Origin of the sequence: Pseudomonas sp. IT-P253, from assembly GCF_949768125.1 — a bacterium.
Lineage (GTDB): Bacteria > Pseudomonadota > Gammaproteobacteria > Pseudomonadales > Pseudomonadaceae > Aquipseudomonas.
In genome coordinates, this window is sequence record NZ_CATKPT010000025.1 from 1 (window position 1) to 16,277 (window position 16,277).

The following is a 16,277-nucleotide window of genomic DNA, read 5'->3' on the forward strand; positions in this document are numbered from 1 at the left end:
GGCAGTGTGACATTCAACGATGATGTTGAATGTGATGTCCTCTTCGCGAGCAGGCTCGCTCCCACAAGATTTCAGTAAATCGCAAATACTTCACAAGGACCTGCATGTCGTTCATCCACGCCAACCTGATCCACATCCTCGCCGCGCTCTGGTTCGTCATCTGCTGGGGTGGGTACACCCGCTATGCCTCGTGGAAGGGCCGCGACACCGCGTGCCTGGCCAGCGTGCTGCACTTGTACCGCGAAGACTGGATGCGCCGCATGCTGCTGCGCGATAACCGCATCGCCGACGCCAGCGTGGTGGGCAATCTGGAGCGCAATGCCTCATTCTTCGCCTCAAGCACGCTGATTATCCTGGCCGGTATTCTCACTGTACTCGGTGCGTCCGAAAGGGCCGTCTCGTTGTTGGCGGACATTCCAATGGTGCAACAGGCGTCCCAGGGAATGTCTGAGATCAAGTTGCTGTGTCTGGCGTTGGTGTTCGTCTACGCGTTCTTTACGTTCAGTTGGTGCATGCGTCAGTACAACTTTGCTGCCATCCTGATTGGCTCGGCGCCGATGGTCGGTGAGCGCCATGTCTCCGAGCAGGAGCGCAAAGCGTTCGCGTCCCGTGCGGCGCGTGTCATCTCCATGGCCGCCAACCAGTTCAACTTCGGCCTGCGCTCCTATTATTTCGGCATGACCATGCTGGCCTGGTTTGTCAGTCCCTGGTTGTTCATGTTGATGAGTGCCGGCGTCGTGTTGGTGTTGTATCGCCGGGAGTTTCATTCCGACGTTCTCGACGTGATGGTCTATACCCCTACGGAGGCGCCATTGCCTGAGGCGAGCAAAGAGGCGGCTTGATGAGTATTCCGTTCTGGTGTGTGTTTATCAGTGCCTTATTGATTTACGTGGCTCGTATACCAGTGGCCAAGGCCATGAAAGAACAGGGCGGTTACAACAATCACTTGCCGCGTCAGCAACAGGCACAACTCACGGGCTTGGGTGCCAGGGCGTTGGCGGCCCATCAGAATTGTTTCGAGGCGTTCATATTGTTTGCAGTGGGGGTGTTGATGGCTCACACCACACAGACGGCGGGGTGGTTGATCGACGCGCTGGCAATCATCTTTGTGATTTCGCGGATCATCTACTTGCTGTGTTATTGGAGTGATCTTGCATGGCAGCGCAGTCTGGTGTGGCTTATCGGCCTGGTTTGTTCGTTGCTATTGATGATTAGTCCGACTTTTAGAACTGTTTTTCTCTAACGGGGAAAACTGCAGACAAAAGAAAACCCGCATTGGCGGGTTTTCTTTATCACGCTAAAAACTATTTTAGTTTTTAGGTGCTTCTTTCGTAGCTGCTTCGTTCGATTCAGCCTGCGCTTTGGCAGCTTCGGCGTTTTCTTTCGCTGCGTCGTTCACTTTATCCTGAGCTTTGCTCATGTCTTGCTGAGCTTGTTCAGCATGTTGGTTAGCATCTTGAGCTTTGTCCTCGGATTTTTTACCGCAGGCGGCGAGACCGAGGGAAGCGGTCAACATCAAGGCAATAGCTAAAGTTTTACGCATGGGGTGTTTCTCCTGATGGAAAGTATCTACTGGCCTTTCGAGCACAGCCCACAGCGTTAAGTTCCTCAATTCGTTCAAATATATAAGATTATTCCCACGGGAACTTTTATCCAATATGCCTCATGCAGTGTCCCAATACTAAGAAGAGTTCTTATCAAATGGCGGAAAACCCCGTTTTTGAGCGCGCAATGCGATTTATTTCGGCGCTGCGACATTGTCAGGTACTGGGGCTGCGAGTTCACAGCGCGAGCAACGACGGCCTGACCATCATTCTGCCGTACAGCCCGCAGATCGTTGGCAACCCGCAAACCGGCGTGATTCACGGCGGCGCCCTGACCACGCTGATGGACACGGCCTGCGGCATGTCCACCCTCTGCGTGTTGCCGGCATTCGAAGTCTGCCCGACTCTCGACCTGCGGATTGATTACATGCATGCCGCCGAGCCCCATAAAGATGTTTACGGTTTTGCCCAGTGCTACCGGGTGACGACTGACGTGATTTTCGCCCGGGGTTTTGCCTATCAGGATGATCCCGAGCAACCCATCGCCCACGTGGTGGGTACCTTCATGCGCATGGGCACGGCCATCAAAGGCACAAAAGGCTTTGGTGGCGTCATCGCCGGAGGTGCGAAATGACCGATTTCAAGGCTCAGCTGCAACAGGCGCATGAAAAGGGCGACTACGCGTCGCTGCTGCACCTGATTCCCTACGCCAAGCTGATAGGCGTCGACTGTTCGCGCGTAGGCGATGAGCTGCTGTTTCGCCTGCCGGCCAACAAGGACAACATTGGTAACCCTTTATTGCCGGCGATTCATGGGGGGGTGATTGCCGGGTTCATGGAACTGTCCGCCGCGCTGCACCTGCTGATTTGCACGGGCTCGCCGGGCGTACCGAAGATCATCGACTTCTCCCTCGATTACCTGCGCGCCGGACAGTTTCGCGATACCTGGGCCCGATGCCAGGTTTGCCGTCAGGGGCGGCGGGTCGCCAATGTGGCGATTACGGCCTGGCAAACCACCGAAGCCGAGCCCATTGCCACGGCCCGGGCGCATTTCAAAATTGAAGAGCCCTTGAAATCCGAGTCGCTGCCCCAACCTTGATGACATCCCGCCGCCAACCCTTTCGGGCGCGGCCAATGCCATCCAAGTTGGAGTTTGATGACTATGAGCGTGGAAACTCAAAAGGAAACCCTGGGCTTCCAGACCGAGGTGAAGCAACTGCTGCACCTCATGATCCATTCGCTGTATTCCAATAAGGAAATTTTCCTTCGCGAATTGATTTCGAACGCCTCTGACGCTGTCGACAAATTACGTTTCGAAGCCCTGTCCAAGCCTGAACTGCTGGAAGGCGGCGCGGAACTGAAAATCCGTGTGAGCTTCGACAAGGACGCTAAAACCGTCACCCTCGAAGACAACGGCATCGGTATGAGCCGTGAAGACGCGATTACCCACCTGGGCACTATCGCCAAATCCGGCACCGCCGATTTCATGAAACACCTCTCTGGCGATCAGAAGAAAGACTCCCACCTGATTGGTCAATTCGGTGTCGGTTTCTACTCGGCCTTCATCGTCGCCGATAAAGTCGATGTGTTCAGCCGTCGTGCCGGTGTTGCTGCCAGCGAAGGCGTGCACTGGTCGTCCAAAGGTGAAGGCAATTTTGAAGTTGCCACCGTTGAGAAAGCCGACCGCGGCACCCGTATCGTCCTGCACCTGAAGTCCGGTGAAGACGAGTTCGCCGATGGCTGGCGTCTGCGCAATATCGTCAAGAAATACTCCGACCACATCGCTCTGCCAATCGAGTTGCCAAAAGAAGTGGCCGCCGCCGAGGGAGAAGAGAAGCCGGCCGTTGAATGGGAAACCGTCAACCGCGCCAGCGCCCTGTGGACCCGTCCTCGCACCGAGATCAAGGACGAGGAGTACCAGGAGTTCTACAAGCATATTGCCCACGACTTCGAAAATCCGCTGAGCTGGAGCCACAACAAGGTCGAAGGCAAGCTCGAATACAGCTCGCTGCTGTACGTGCCGACCCGCGCTCCGTTCGACCTGTACCAGCGTGAAGCGCCGAAAGGCCTGAAGCTGTATGTGCAGCGCGTTTTTGTCATGGACCAAGCCGAATCGTTCCTGCCGTTGTACCTGCGCTTTATCAAAGGCGTGGTTGATTCAAATGACCTGTCGCTGAACGTGTCGCGGGAAATCCTGCAGAAAGACCCGATCATCGACTCCATGAAGTCGGCGCTGACCAAGCGTGTGCTGGACATGTTGGAAAAACTGGCGAAGAACGAGCCTGAGCAATACAAAGGCTTCTGGAAAAACTTCGGTCAGGTCATGAAAGAAGGCCCGGCAGAAGACTTCGCCAACAAAGAGAAAATTGCTGGCCTGCTGCGTTTTGCGTCCACTCAGGGCGAAGAAGGCGAGCAGGTTGTGGGTCTGGCCGAGTACCTGGCGCGCGCCAAGGAAGGTCAGGACAAGATTTACTACCTGACCGGCGAAACCTACGCACAAGTCAAAAACAGCCCGCACCTGGAAGTCTTCCGCAAGAAAGGCATCGAAGTGCTGCTGCTGACTGACCGCATCGACGAGTGGCTGATGAGCTACCTCAGCGACTTCGACGGCAAGAGCTTTGTCGACGTGGCGCGCGGTGACCTGGACCTGGGCAACCTGGACTCGGAAGAGGACAAGAAAGCGGCGGAAGAAGTCGCCAAGTCCAAAGAAGGTTTGGTCGAGCGTTTGAAAACGGCCTTCGGCGACTCTGTTGCTGAAGTGCGGGTTTCTCACCGCCTGACCGATTCCCCGGCGATTTTGGCCATCGGCGAGCAAGACCTGGGCATGCAAATGCGTCAGATCCTCGAAGCCAGCGGTCAGAAGGTTCCGGATTCGAAGCCGATCTTCGAATTCAACCCGGCTCACCCGCTGATCGAGAAGCTCGACAACGAGCAGAGCGACGAGCGCTTCGGCGACCTGTCGCACATTCTCTTCGATCAGGCTGCCCTGGCCGCCGGCGACAGCTTGAAGGACCCGGCCGCTTATGTACGTCGTCTGAACAAGCTGCTGGTTGAACTGTCGGTTTAACGTCGTTGTAAAAAAACCCGCTTCGGCGGGTTTTTTTATTCTGGGGTCTTTTACTGGGAGTTAGTCATGAGTCAACTCACTGTTCGTTCGGTTGCTTATCAGCTTGATGGCCAGACCTTTGAAAGTGGTCTGGTGTTTGAGGCCGACCACAAAGGCCCGCGCCCGGGATTGTTGATGGCGCCGAACTGGATGGGTATCAGCGCCGGTGCCGAGGAAATCGCCAAGTCTGTGGCGTCCAAGGGGTATGTGGTGCTGATCGCGGACGTTTATGGCGCCAGTGAAGGCAGCAGTGTCGTTCCACGGGAGCCTGGATTCACCGCGTCCGGCCGATGCCAACAACATCAAGGGCTCGGTGTTGGTGTTGCACGGAGCCTCTGATCCACTGGTGCCGAAGGAGCAACTGCCCTGATGAAAAATCAGAGCAAATACCTATCAGCCTGAGAGTTCAGTGTTGCGGGGCAACATAGAATCTCCCACAGGGAAATGCATTCCAATGTGGGAGCGAGCTTGCTCGCGATGGCGGTGTAGCTACCACCGAAGATTCTAAGGCAGTTCGATCCGCTCACTTTCCCCCGGCACCGTCGGCCAATCCCCGGCCGCCCAACGTCGCCGGGCTTCATCGATCACTGCCGGATCGCTCGCCACAAAATTCCAGTTGATCCGTCGCGGCCCATCCAGCGGCGCCCCACCAAACAGCACGGCATGACTGTCACTCTCGGCGAACAGGGTCATCTCTTCGCCGGCAGGCAGCACCACCAGCGAATTCAGCTCCAGTGGCTCACCGTCAAGCTGCACCTCGCCGCTCAACACATACAACGCCCGCTCTTCATGTTCGGTGGGAATCAGTAATGTCGTTGCCGTTTGCAGGTTCAACTCCGCATACAGCGTAGGAGAAAGCACCGGCACGGGTGATTCCAGGCAAAAGCCTGACCCGGCAATCATCCGGATCTTGACCCCCAGGTTGTCGCTCACGGGCAATGTGGCGGCAGGGTGGTGGCTGTAGTGTCCCGGGCCCTGCTCACGATCCTTGGGCGATGCCAGCCAGATCTGCAAGCCGTGCAGGGTGAACCCGTTGTTCTTCAATGCCTCGGGCGTGCGCTCGACATGGGCAATCTCGCTGCCGGCGGTCATCCAGCTGACATCGCCGGCCTCCACGACCTGATCGGACCCGAGGCTGTCCTTGTGCTGGATTTGCCCCTGGAACAGGTAGGTGAGGGTGGAGAGGCCGATGTGCGGATGTTGGCGGATGTTCATGCCTTTGCCCGCCGGATAGCGGGTTTCCAGCATGTGGTCGAAAAACACGAAAGGTCCGACGCTACGGCATTTGGCGGATGGCAGCGGGCGAAGAATTGGCTGGCCTTCGACATCTTCGGTGCGGGGACGGATCACGAGCGGAGTGTTCATGGTGCATTCCAGGCTAAGCGGGTGACGCATGGAGCATAACCCGCTTGTGCAGCCCTTGCCGCTATTGGCTGAAGGCACCTTCGGACAAGTGGGTTTCAATGCTGACGTCGGTGGTGGTCATCAACTTGTGGACCGGGCAGCGGTCGGCTACGCGGTGCAGTTCTTCGCGCTCGGCGTCGGTGAGTACACCCTTGAGCGTCAGTTTGACATGCAGTGCATATTTGCCTTTTTGTTCTTCGCTGTTGTCGCGTTTGACCTCGACCGTCACGCCCGTCAGCGGGATGTTTTTCTTCTTGGCATACAGCTTCAGGGTCAGGGCTTTGCAGGTGCCGAGGGCGGCGTCGAAGTAGTCGTGTGGCTCCGGTGCCGAGCCTTCGCCGCCCAAGGATTGAGGCACATCGGCAAAGAGTTCATGTTCATCGATCTGCACGCGGTGACGAAAACCTTCGCTGGAGATGGTATTGACGGTGACGGACATGGGAAACCTCGCAGGCAGTAGGAAAAGTCAGTCGATCAAAAAAGACCTTGAAGTTATAGAGCATTCCTCGCTACGGGCGTTCCACTATTTGCAACCCGGTCGTGATCACACTGAATCATTACAACGATGCGACCGACTGGCTGCGCACGGTTGCGAGAGGGTCAATCCCGGCCTATGGTCCAAGCGACACTCAGGTGCGACTGGCACGCGATGACTCGCCGTCGGTCGCTGTCCATCCAGTGGGATTCCTGCCGCGAGGTGACGACATGCCGAACGACTCCCGCCCTGCCGTACTCGAACTGATCGGCAATACGCCACTCGTGCGCGTCAGCCGATTCGATACCGGCCCGTGCACCCTTTTTCTCAAGCTCGAATCGCAGAACCCGGGCGGTTCGATCAAGGATCGCATCGGCCTGGCGATGATCGATGCCGCCGAACGTGATGGCCGCCTGCGGCCCGGCGGCACCATCGTCGAAGCCACCGCCGGCAACACCGGCCTTGGCCTGGCCCTGGTCGGCCGCGCCAAGGGCTACCGGGTGGTGTTGGTGGTGCCGGACAAGATGTCCTCCGAGAAAGTCTTGCACCTGAAAGCGATGGGCGCCGAGGTGCACATCACCCGCTCCGATGTCGGCAAGGGCCACCCTGATTATTACCAGGACGTCGCTGCGCGGCTGGCGCAGGAAATTCCCGATGCCTTCTTCGCCGATCAATTCAACAATCCGGCTAACCCGCTGGCCCACGAGTGCAGCACCGCGCCGGAGATCTGGGCGCAGACCCAGCACGACCTGGATGCCATTGTCGTCGGCGTCGGTTCGGCCGGCACGCTGACCGGGCTGACCCGTTTCTTCCGCCGGGTGCAGCCGGACCTGGTCATGGTGCTGGCCGATCCGGTCGGCTCGGTGATGGCCGAGTACAGCCGCAGCGGTACCCTCGGTACGCCCGGTTCCTGGGCGGTCGAAGGCATCGGCGAAGACTTCATTCCGTCGATTGCCGACCTGTCCAGCGTGCGCCACGCGTATTCGATCAGCGATGAGGAAAGCTTCGATCATGCCCGTCAACTGTTGCGCGCCGAAGGCATTCTCGGCGGTTCTTCGACTGGCACCTTGCTGGCGGCGGCGCTGCGCTACTGCCGCGAGCAAACCGAGCCGAAGCGGGTGGTCAGCTTTGTCTGCGACACCGGCACCCGCTACCTGTCGAAGGTCTACAACGATCAGTGGATGAACGATCAGGGATTGCTGGCGCGTAAGCCTTATGGCGATCTGCGTGATGTGATCGCGCGGCGCTTCGAGGATGGCCGGGTGATCAGCGTGGGCCCGGATGACACGCTGCTCACCGCCTTCCAGCGCATGCGCCTGGCGGATGTGTCGCAACTGCCGGTGCTGGAGGGCGGGCAGCGGCTGGTCGGTGTGATTGACGAGTCCGATATTCTGCTCGGCATGCAGGAAGACCCTTCGCATTTTCGCCTGACTGTCGCCAGCGCGATGACTGACACATTACAAACCCTGCCTCCCGGCGCCAGTATGGCTGAACTACGGGCGGAGCTCGACCGTGGGCTGGTGGCGATCATCGCCGATGCCTCGGGCTTCCACGGCTTGATTACTCGAGTCGACATGCTTAATCACTTACGGAGATCCCTGACATGAGTCAACACGATGAAACCGCTGCGCCACGTGGCTTTGCCACCCGAGTGATCCATGCCGGACAGTCGCCGGACCCTACCACCGGGGCGCTGATGCCGCCGATTTACGCCAATTCCACTTATATGCAGCAGAGCCCGGGTGTGCATAAGGGCTTCGACTACGGGCGCTCGCACAATCCGACGCGCTTTGCGCTGGAGCGTTGCGTGGCGGACCTCGAGGGCGGCACGCAGGCGTTCGCCTTTGCTTCGGGGCTGGCGACTATTTCCACGGTGCTCGAATTGCTCGACTCTGGCGCGCACATTGTCTCTGGCAATGACCTGTACGGCGGTACTTTCCGATTGTTCGACAAGGTGCGGCGCCGTAGCGCCGGGCATCGCTTCAGTTTCGTCGATCTGACTGATCTGTCGGCCTTCGAAGCGGCGCTACAGGACGATACGCGGATGGTCTGTGTCGAGACGCCCAGCAATCCTTTGCTGCGCCTGACAGACCTCGCTGCCATCGCGCGCATCTGCCGAGATCGAGGCATCCTCTGTGTGGCCGACAACACCTTTGCCAGCCCGTGGATACAGCGCCCGCTGGAACTGGGCTTCGATATCGTGGTGCATTCGACGACCAAGTACCTGAACGGCCATTCCGACGTGATCGGCGGTATTGCAGTGGTCGGGCAGAACGTCGAGCTGGGCGAGCGCCTGGGCTTCCTGCAAAACGCGGTAGGCGCTATCGCCGGGCCGTTCGACGCCTTCCTCACCCTGCGCGGGGTGAAGACACTGGCGCTGCGCATGGAGCGCCACTGCAGCAATGCGCTGGAGCTGGCGCAATGGCTGGAGCGTCAGCCGCAGGTGGCGCGCGTTTATTATCCGGGCCTGTCGTCGCACCCGCAGCACGAACTGGCGAGGCGGCAAATGCGCGGTTTCGGCGGGATGATTTCCCTCGATCTGAACAGCGACCTGGCGGGCGCCAAGCGTTTCCTCGAGAGCATGCAGATTTTTGCCTTGGCCGAGAGCCTGGGCGGGGTGGAAAGCCTGATCGAACACCCGGCGATCATGACGCATGCGACGATTCCCGCAGACACCCGCGCGCAGCTCGGCATTGGCGATGCGCTGGTGCGTTTGTCGGTCGGGGTCGAGGATGTCGAAGACCTGCGCGCCGACCTGGCGCAGGCACTGGCGCGGATTTGAATGCAACAGGCATAAAAAAATCCGGAATCCTTACCGGATTCCGGATTTTGGTGTCGATCCGGATCAGCTGCCTTTGACAGCCTTGCCGTTGACCGTACCGTCGAGGAGCATGATGTTGTACTCCTTGCCGTCAGTCTCAACCTGTTGCAAACGGACCAGCAGGTAATCCCAGTCCTTGGCAAACCACAGGACGGTGATGCGTTTGTTTTGTGTCGGGTCGCGTACACGCTCGACCTTGATCGCATCGATGTTGCCGGCCTTGGTCTCGACCTTTTCCGAGCCCAGCACGCGGAAATCGTAGGTATCGACGTCGTTACCGTCAACGACCTGATAGCTCATGCTTTTTTTGCCGGCGGCGACGTCGTGCTGCAAGGCCAGTTGATAAGTGGATTTGTCGACCATGCCAGTGTTTAGCGCGACCTTGACCGGGTCGCCGCGATCCGTGCCAGTGACCATCTTGGTGGTCCAGTCGAAATCCAGATCCGACTTCTTGGCTTTGCCCAGGCCGCTACGTTCAAAGTGGTAGGACTGAGGCAGCAAGGTGTCCTTGTCCAGGGTCAGGGTGCTTTCTTCAGTCAGGCTGGCGATCATCATCGACGCCTTGAAACTGAGTTTCCAGGCACCGTTGGCTTCTTTGGTCAGGCTTCGTTCAGCCGTGCCGCTCATGGGAAGTTGCTTCCAGTCGGCGGTATAGCTGGCGGAGAAGGGGTGAAGGTCCTCAGCCTGCGCAATGGGCAGGGCGAGCAGAGCGCAAGCGAAGAGCAGGGCGCGACGCATAAAATCTCCTAGGTTCGAATCAAGTGACCACTGGCCGCAAGTAACTGACCATCCAGTAAAGCACCTTGTTCACCGAGTGATAAACGACCTTCGGCAAACCAGAGTACGGCCAACGGGTAGATCAGGTGTTCCTGAGCGTGGACCCGCTGCGCCAGACTCTGCGGCGAATCGTGCAACTCTACCGGTATTACTGCCTGTACGACCAGTGGTCCGCCATCGAGTTCCTCGGTGACGAAATGCACGGAGCAGCCGTGTTCAGTATCGCCAGCGTCCAGCGCGCGCTGATGCGTGTGTAACCCTTTGTATTTGGGTAGCAGCGAGGGATGGATATTGAGCAGGCGACCCTGATAGTGGCGCACGAAGTCAGCGCTGAGAATGCGCATGAAACCGGCCAGCACCACGAGTTTGGGATTGAAAGCGTCGATCAGTTCGATCAGCGCGGCATCGAAGGCTTCACGGCCTTCGAACGCCTTGTGATCCAGGGTGCGGGTGGCGATACCCGCGTCCCTGGCGCGTTGCAGGCCATAGGCGTCGGCGCGGTTGGAAATCACCGCAGCGATGCGGACCGGGCTTTCGCCGGTCCGCGTGCTGTCGATCAAGGCCTGCAAATTACTGCCGGTGCCGGACAGCAGCACCACGACATCACAGGTGACGGACATTAGTGCGCCTTAAGGTTCTTCAGATCGACCTGGGCCGCGCCTTCAGCCGCGGTGGAAATCTGACCGATGACCCACGGTTGCTCGCCGGCTTCACGCAGCACGTTCAACGCGGTTTCGACGTGCTCTTGAGCCACGCAGATAACCATGCCGACGCCGCAGTTCAGCACGCGGTGCATTTCGTTTTCGTCGACGTTGCCTTTCTCTTGCAGCCAGTCGAACACGGCAGGGCGAGTCCAGCTTGCCACGTCAACCACCGCTTGAGCGCCTTTTGGCAGAACGCGCGGAATGTTGTCGAGCAGGCCGCCACCGGTGATGTGGGCCATGGCTTTGACGGCACCGGTTTCCTTGATCAGCTTGAGCAACGGCTTCACGTAGATACGGGTTGGGGCCATCAGCAGGTCAGTCAGCGGTTTGCCTTCGAGCTGGATGTTTTCGATGTCTGCACCGCTGACTTCGATGATCTTGCGGATCAGCGAGTAGCCGTTGGAGTGCGGGCCCGAAGACGGCAGGGCAAGCAGTGCGTCGCCGGCAGCGACTTTGGAGCCGTCGATGATTTCGGATTTTTCCACGACGCCGACGCAGAAGCCGGCCAGGTCGTAGTCTTCGCCTTCGTACATGCCAGGCATTTCAGCGGTTTCGCCGCCGACCAGGGAGCAGCCGGACAGTTCGCAGCCAGCGCCGATGCCGGTGACCACCTGGGTCGCGGTTTCGACGTTCAGTTTGCCGGTGGCGTAGTAGTCGAGGAAGAACAGCGGCTCGGCGCCGCAAACCACCAGGTCGTTCACGCACATGGCAACCAGATCGATGCCGATGCTGTCGTGTTTGTTCAGGTTCAGCGCCAGACGCAGCTTGGTGCCGACGCCGTCAGTGCCGGAAACCAGCACAGGCTGCTTGTAGCCGGCCGGGATTTCGCAGAGGGCGCCGAAACCGCCCAGGCCGCCCATGACTTCCGGGCGCGCAGTGCGCTTGGCGACGCTCTTGATGCGTTCGACCAATGCTTCACCGGCGTCGATGTCTACACCGGCGTCCTTGTAGCTCAGGGAGGGTTGCTTGCTCATGATCCAGGCCTTTAGGGGGGATTCAGGGGTAACGACCGAGTCCAGTGGGACCGCCGAAATATACGAGGACGAGTGCCGAGCGCATATTTGAGGGTGCCCGGCTGTTGCCGGTCTGCGAAGGCGCGCGATTTTATCAGGCTTGAGGGGCAGCGGCCATCCTCACACCGACGGCAGGGGCATATCGCATTAAAAAAATTGATATTGCCAGTGTGGATGACGTCGTGCATGGCTGTATAAGGTATCGCCATTAACCGTCTATCGTTATGACAGTGCGAAAACTTCCAGTGATCGTGTGAATGTTTTGCGCAGGGATGTGGTCACAGCCTTGCCCGATCATCTTCATGCGGTCTGTTCCAGCCGCTCTTGTCGTCAGGAATCCTCCATGCGCTTGTGTAAATTCTTGTTTGTGGGCTGTTTGTCATTTTTCAGCGTGGCGAGCCATGCCGAAACCGTCAAAGGTCTTTATCAGGTTCGCGAGCCTGTCAGTAGTCAATCGCAGGAGGAGCGCGATCAAGCGATACAGCGTGCGCTGGATACGCTGGTCCTGCGCCTGACCGGCGATCCCAAGGCGGCGCAAAGCCCGGGTCTGGCGACTGTACGCAAAGATCCGCAGCAAATTATCAGTCAGTACGGCTTTGACGCCGGTCCGCCACAAGCGCTGAAAATCGATTTCGATCCGGCGACCACCGAGCAAGCGTTGCGGCGTGCCGGGTTGTCGCTGTGGGGGGCTAATCGGCCGTCGATACTCGGTTGGTGGCTGAACGATTCCACCGAGGGCTCGAGCCTTGTAGGCGATGCCCAGGCCAGCGCCTTGCCGCTGCGCCGAGCGGCGCAACACCGTGGTTTGCCATTGCGTCTGCCACTGGCGGACCTGAGTGAACAACTGGTCGCCACGGCACCTAATCTGGAAGGCACGGACGCGGCGCCACTGCGCGGCGCCTCGGAACGTTACAACGCTGACGCCTTGCTGGCGGTGCATGCCCGCGAAGAGGGTGGCCAGTGGCAGGCTAAATGGCATTTGTGGCTGGGCGATCAGAAGGAAGCGGGAAGCGTGCAGGGTGCGGATCAGGCCGCTGTGGCCGATGCGGTGATGTTGGCGGTCAGCGAGCGCCTGGCGCCGCGATTTGTGGTCAAGGCAGGCGTTTCGGGCGAACAGTTGCTGGAAGTGCAGGGCATGAATCTGGAGCACTATGCCGCGCTTGGGCGTTTGCTGGAGCCGTTTGGTGCGCGCCTGCAAAGCGTTGATGGCGACCGCATTCTTTACCGGGTCAACGGCAGTGCCGAGCAATTGCGGTCGCAGTTGTCGCTGGCGAAGTTGCAAGAGGTGCCGGCCGGTCAGGCGCCGGCCCCGACGGCTCCTGTTCAACCGGTAGCCAGTGGGGCGGCACCTGTTGTCGCGCCAGCCCCTGCACCGACGCCACAGTTGCGTTTCCGCTGGTAGATTTTTTCTTTCCTTCCTTTATATAAGTGCAGAAGCAGGAGTGGTTCATGGCCGATACGCGGCGTTGGTTCTGGTTGGGTGGGGTCGTCCTGCTCTGCGCGTTTGTCTGGCTGTTGCATCCGATCCTGACACCGTTTCTGGTCGCACTGCTGTTGGCCTATCTGTTCGATCCACTGGTGGATCGGCTGGAAAAGGCCGGGTTGTCACGCACCTGGGGCGTCATCGCGGTGTTTGCGCTGTTCACCCTTATCTTTACGACGCTGCTGCTGGTGTTGGTGCCGATGCTCGCCAGGCAGCTCTTTCGTTTGTACGAGCTGGCGCCGCAAATGCTTGACTGGTTGCAACACACCGCGTTGCCGTGGGCGCAGTCGAAGTTGGGATTGTCGAATAACTTCTGGAAATTCGACAAGCTCAAGGCGGCGATCAGCGAGCACATGGGCGAGACCACGGACATTGTCGGTGTGGTGCTGAGCCAGGCGACGGCTTCGGGGCTTGCGTTGATCGGCTGGCTGGCGAATCTCGTGCTCATCCCAGTGGTCAGTTTCTACCTGTTGCGGGACTGGGACGTGATGATGACCAAGATCCGCAGCCTGCTGCCGCGCAATCGCGAAGAGCGTGTGGTTGCCCTGGCCGATGAGTGCCATGAAGTGCTGGGAGCGTTCGTTCGCGGGCAGTTGCTGGTGATGTTGGCGTTGGGCGTGATTTACGCGGCAGGCCTGATGCTGGTGGGGTTGGAGTTGGGGTTGTTGATCGGTCTGATTGCCGGTCTGGCGGCAATTGTGCCGTACATGGGGTTCGTCATCGGCATCGGCGCGGCATTGGTTGCCGGCCTGTTCCAGTTCGGCGGGGACCTGTATCCAATGATCGGCATCGTCGCGGTGTTCATGGTCGGCCAGGCGCTGGAAGGCATGGTGCTGACCCCATTGCTGGTGGGTGACCGCATCGGTTTACACCCGGTTGCAGTGATTTTCGCGATTCTGGCGGGTGGCGAGCTATTCGGGTTTACCGGAATTCTGCTGGCGCTGCCGGTGGCGGCGGTGATCATGGTGCTGGTTCGTCATATGCATGATTTGTATAAGGATTCTGATATGTACAGTGGCGTCGACGAGCCGGAACTCTAATCTGCGTCGAGAGTGCGTGGCGGGCTGCCTGGTTCGATAACAGGTGGGCCCACCTCTTGCCTGCGGCTGTCACATGCACCGCCAAAGAAACTGCCATAAAACCAGTGTGTTAACGCAAACCTTTGATTTTGCTTGTGGTCTGTCGCATTGTGCGACCCGCGTCACGGGTATAAACTTCGCAAACTTTACACAGAGGCCACTAACGGTTCCGTTGGAACTGTTCAGTCAGCATGAAACCGATTCAGCTGCCCCTAGGTGTGCGTCTGCGTGATGACGCTACCTTTATCAATTACTACCCAGGCGCCAATGCCGCAGCACTCGGCTATGTCGAGCGGCTATGCGAAGCCGACGCCGGCTGGACCGAAAGCCTGATTTATCTTTGGGGCAAGGACGGGGTAGGGCGTACCCACTTGTTGCAGGCGGCTTGCCTGCGCTTCGAGCAACTGGGGGAGCCGGCGGTGTATTTGCCGCTGGCTGAGCTGCTGGATCGCGGCACCGAAATCCTCGATAACCTCGAACAATACGAACTGGTCTGCCTGGATGATTTGCAGGCAGTCGCCGGGCGGGCGGATTGGGAAGAGGCGCTGTTCCATCTGTTCAATCGTCTGCGTGACAGTGGTCGGCGTTTGCTGATTGCCGCTTCGACCTCCCCGCGTGAGCTGCCGGTGAAGCTGGCGGACCTCAAGTCTCGTTTGACCCTGGCGCTGATCTTTCAGATGCGGCCGCTTTCCGACGAAGACAAGTTACGTGCCTTGCAACTACGCGCTTCGCGTCGTGGCCTGCACCTGACCGATGAAGTCGGGCATTTTATTTTGACTCGCGGCACCCGCAGCATGAGTGCGCTTTTCGAGTTGCTGGAGCGTCTCGATCAGGCCTCACTTCAAGCCCAACGCAAGCTCACCATCCCGTTTCTAAAAGAGACGCTGGGCTGGTAAAACCTGGGGCCTACAAGGTTTTTGGCGGATTTCAGGCGCCAAAAAGTCCGCTTTCCTACAGGGCGTAGGACGCGCAAGTGTCTAAATGGGGCATTAGCGCTTAGATGTAAAGGCGAAACAGAAAAGTCACATAAAGATCGATTGAATTTGCAAATGAGGTTGATAGCGGGCATAGTCTCGCCTTCTTTACAACTATCAGCCACGGTCGTGCCCATGCTAAATCGCTTTGCACCCCTCGTGCCCCTCGCACTCGTCACCCTGTTGTTCGGTTGCGCTGCTCACTCTCCAGTGTCCCAGCAAGAGCAACAACAGCAGGTTAAAAATTCTGTTACTGCCCAGTCTTCCGCTCTTTACCAGGAAGAGATGGTCACCGAAAAAGAACTGGCCGACTTTGCTGGTGGCAAGTCGTACAAGCTTCCGGTTCTGGCCGACAGCATCCTCGAACGTGGCATGTCCCTGATCGGTACTCGTTACCGTTTCGGCGGCACCTCTGAAGACGGTTTCGATTGCAGCGGTTTCATCGGTTACCTGTTCCGTGAACAGGCCGGCATGAACCTGCCGCGCTCCACTCGCGAAATGATCAACGTCGACGCGCCACTGGTTTCTCGCAGCAAGCTGGAGCCGGGCGACTTGCTGTTTTTCGCCACCAATGGCCGACGCGGTCGCGTCAGTCATGCCGGGATCTACCTGGGTGACAACCAGTTCATCCATTCCAGCAGCCGCCGCAGCGGTGGTGTCCGGATCGATAGCCTGGGCGATAGTTACTGGAACAAAACCTTCATCGAAGCCAAGCGCGCCCTCGCGATGGCCCCGACCACAGCCCCGACGATCGTCACGGCGCGCCAGTAAGCGGACAATTTGTAAGGTGAACTTAAAGTCTTACTTGAAGTTTGCCGTGTAGCCGCTAGAATCCAGATCTAATATTGATGGCAAACCGCCTGCGTCCTGCGCAGGCGGTTTTCTTTTCTGCGTCCCC

Annotated in this window: 17 protein-coding genes and 1 pseudogene; 12 read left to right on the forward strand and 6 right to left on the reverse strand. The window is 58.6% G+C overall.

The window, feature by feature from the left end; all coding sequences use genetic code 11:
- The first annotated feature begins 104 nt into the window (after positions 1–104).
- Together ACM6IR_RS15145 and ACM6IR_RS15150 are read left to right on the forward strand one after the other, a co-directional pair.
- A complete protein-coding gene (locus ACM6IR_RS15145) occupies positions 105–842 on the forward strand; it encodes a DUF599 domain-containing protein (RefSeq protein WP_414908477.1) in 738 nt (245 codons plus the stop codon).
- Complete coding sequence (locus tag ACM6IR_RS15150) at positions 842–1,243, forward strand: MAPEG family protein (protein ID WP_414908478.1); 402 nt, start codon at positions 842–844, stop codon at positions 1,241–1,243. Before ACM6IR_RS15145 ends, ACM6IR_RS15150 begins: the two co-directional genes overlap by 1 nt.
- A 66-nt stretch (positions 1,244–1,309) precedes the next feature.
- Here the strand turns inward: ACM6IR_RS15150 and ACM6IR_RS15155 are convergent, their stop codons facing one another.
- Positions 1,310–1,543 carry a hypothetical protein gene (locus ACM6IR_RS15155; protein WP_414908479.1) on the reverse strand — a complete coding sequence of 78 codons (234 nt, stop codon included), beginning with the start codon at positions 1,541–1,543 and terminating at the stop codon, positions 1,310–1,312.
- Between the two features lie 158 nt (positions 1,544–1,701).
- On the opposite strand from ACM6IR_RS15155, the gene ACM6IR_RS15160 reads away from it, so the two are divergent.
- The 4 genes and pseudogenes from ACM6IR_RS15160 to ACM6IR_RS15175 form a co-directional block, all read left to right on the forward strand.
- Positions 1,702–2,178 (forward strand): PaaI family thioesterase, encoded by a 477-nt coding sequence (locus ACM6IR_RS15160; RefSeq protein ID WP_414908480.1) that lies wholly within the window; start codon positions 1,702–1,704, stop codon positions 2,176–2,178.
- Complete coding sequence (locus ACM6IR_RS15165; protein WP_414908481.1) at positions 2,175–2,642, forward strand: PaaI family thioesterase; 468 nt, start codon at positions 2,175–2,177, stop codon at positions 2,640–2,642. Before ACM6IR_RS15160 ends, ACM6IR_RS15165 begins: the two co-directional genes overlap by 4 nt.
- Positions 2,643–2,705: 63 nt before the next feature.
- On the forward strand, positions 2,706–4,610 hold the full coding sequence (gene htpG / locus ACM6IR_RS15170) for a molecular chaperone HtpG (RefSeq protein ID WP_414908482.1): 1,905 nt from the start codon (positions 2,706–2,708) through the stop codon (positions 4,608–4,610).
- Between the two features lie 66 nt (positions 4,611–4,676).
- Positions 4,677–5,016: pseudogene (locus tag ACM6IR_RS15175) on the forward strand (dienelactone hydrolase family protein); the annotation flags it as partial.
- A gap of 137 nt (positions 5,017–5,153) precedes the next feature.
- Here the strand turns inward: ACM6IR_RS15175 and ACM6IR_RS15180 are convergent.
- Positions 5,154–6,014: a pirin family protein gene (locus tag ACM6IR_RS15180; RefSeq protein WP_414908483.1), complete on the reverse strand. Its 861-nt coding sequence runs from the start codon at positions 6,012–6,014 to the stop codon at positions 5,154–5,156.
- A gap of 61 nt (positions 6,015–6,075) precedes the next feature.
- On the reverse strand, positions 6,076–6,492 hold the full coding sequence (locus tag ACM6IR_RS15185; protein ID WP_414908484.1) for an OsmC family protein: 417 nt from the start codon (positions 6,490–6,492) through the stop codon (positions 6,076–6,078).
- A gap of 266 nt (positions 6,493–6,758) precedes the next feature.
- Here ACM6IR_RS15185 and ACM6IR_RS15190 point away from each other — a divergent pair, with 266 nt between their 5' ends.
- Positions 6,759–8,135 (forward strand): pyridoxal-phosphate dependent enzyme, encoded by a 1,377-nt coding sequence (locus tag ACM6IR_RS15190; protein ID WP_414908485.1) that lies wholly within the window; start codon positions 6,759–6,761, stop codon positions 8,133–8,135.
- The gene (locus ACM6IR_RS15195) at positions 8,132–9,310 is read left to right on the forward strand and encodes a cystathionine gamma-synthase (protein ID WP_414908486.1); all 1,179 of its coding nucleotides are present in this window, start codon (positions 8,132–8,134) and stop codon (positions 9,308–9,310) included. Before ACM6IR_RS15190 ends, ACM6IR_RS15195 begins: the two co-directional genes overlap by 4 nt.
- A gap of 63 nt (positions 9,311–9,373) precedes the next feature.
- Here the strand turns inward: ACM6IR_RS15195 and ACM6IR_RS15200 are convergent, their stop codons facing one another.
- The 3 genes from ACM6IR_RS15200 to purM are packed head-to-tail and all read right to left on the reverse strand — an operon-like array spanning position 9,374 to position 11,804.
- A complete protein-coding gene (locus ACM6IR_RS15200; protein WP_414908487.1) occupies positions 9,374–10,087 on the reverse strand; it encodes a DUF3108 domain-containing protein in 714 nt (237 codons plus the stop codon).
- An 8-nt stretch (positions 10,088–10,095) separates the two neighbouring features.
- Positions 10,096–10,746 carry a phosphoribosylglycinamide formyltransferase gene (gene purN / locus ACM6IR_RS15205; RefSeq protein WP_414908488.1) on the reverse strand — a complete coding sequence of 217 codons (651 nt, stop codon included), beginning with the start codon at positions 10,744–10,746 and terminating at the stop codon, positions 10,096–10,098.
- Positions 10,746–11,804 (reverse strand): phosphoribosylformylglycinamidine cyclo-ligase, encoded by a 1,059-nt coding sequence (purM, locus tag ACM6IR_RS15210; protein WP_414908489.1) that lies wholly within the window; start codon positions 11,802–11,804, stop codon positions 10,746–10,748. Before purM ends, purN begins: the two co-directional genes overlap by 1 nt.
- 382 nt (positions 11,805–12,186) lie before the next feature.
- Here purM and ACM6IR_RS15215 point away from each other — a divergent pair, with 382 nt between their 5' ends.
- The 4 genes from ACM6IR_RS15215 to ACM6IR_RS15230 all read left to right on the forward strand — a co-directional run bounded on the left by ACM6IR_RS15215 (position 12,187) and on the right by ACM6IR_RS15230 (position 16,150).
- Complete coding sequence (locus ACM6IR_RS15215) at positions 12,187–13,245, forward strand: DUF2066 domain-containing protein (RefSeq protein ID WP_414908490.1); 1,059 nt, start codon at positions 12,187–12,189, stop codon at positions 13,243–13,245.
- A gap of 47 nt (positions 13,246–13,292) precedes the next feature.
- Positions 13,293–14,366 carry an AI-2E family transporter gene (locus ACM6IR_RS15220; protein ID WP_414908491.1) on the forward strand — a complete coding sequence of 358 codons (1,074 nt, stop codon included), beginning with the start codon at positions 13,293–13,295 and terminating at the stop codon, positions 14,364–14,366.
- Between the two features lie 230 nt (positions 14,367–14,596).
- Entirely contained in the window at positions 14,597–15,301 is a 705-nt protein-coding gene (gene hda / locus ACM6IR_RS15225) for a DnaA regulatory inactivator Hda (RefSeq protein WP_157713295.1), read from the forward strand.
- Positions 15,302–15,514: 213 nt separating this feature from the next.
- On the forward strand, positions 15,515–16,150 hold the full coding sequence (locus ACM6IR_RS15230; protein WP_414908492.1) for a C40 family peptidase: 636 nt from the start codon (positions 15,515–15,517) through the stop codon (positions 16,148–16,150).
- The last annotated feature ends 127 nt before the right edge of the window (positions 16,151–16,277 follow it).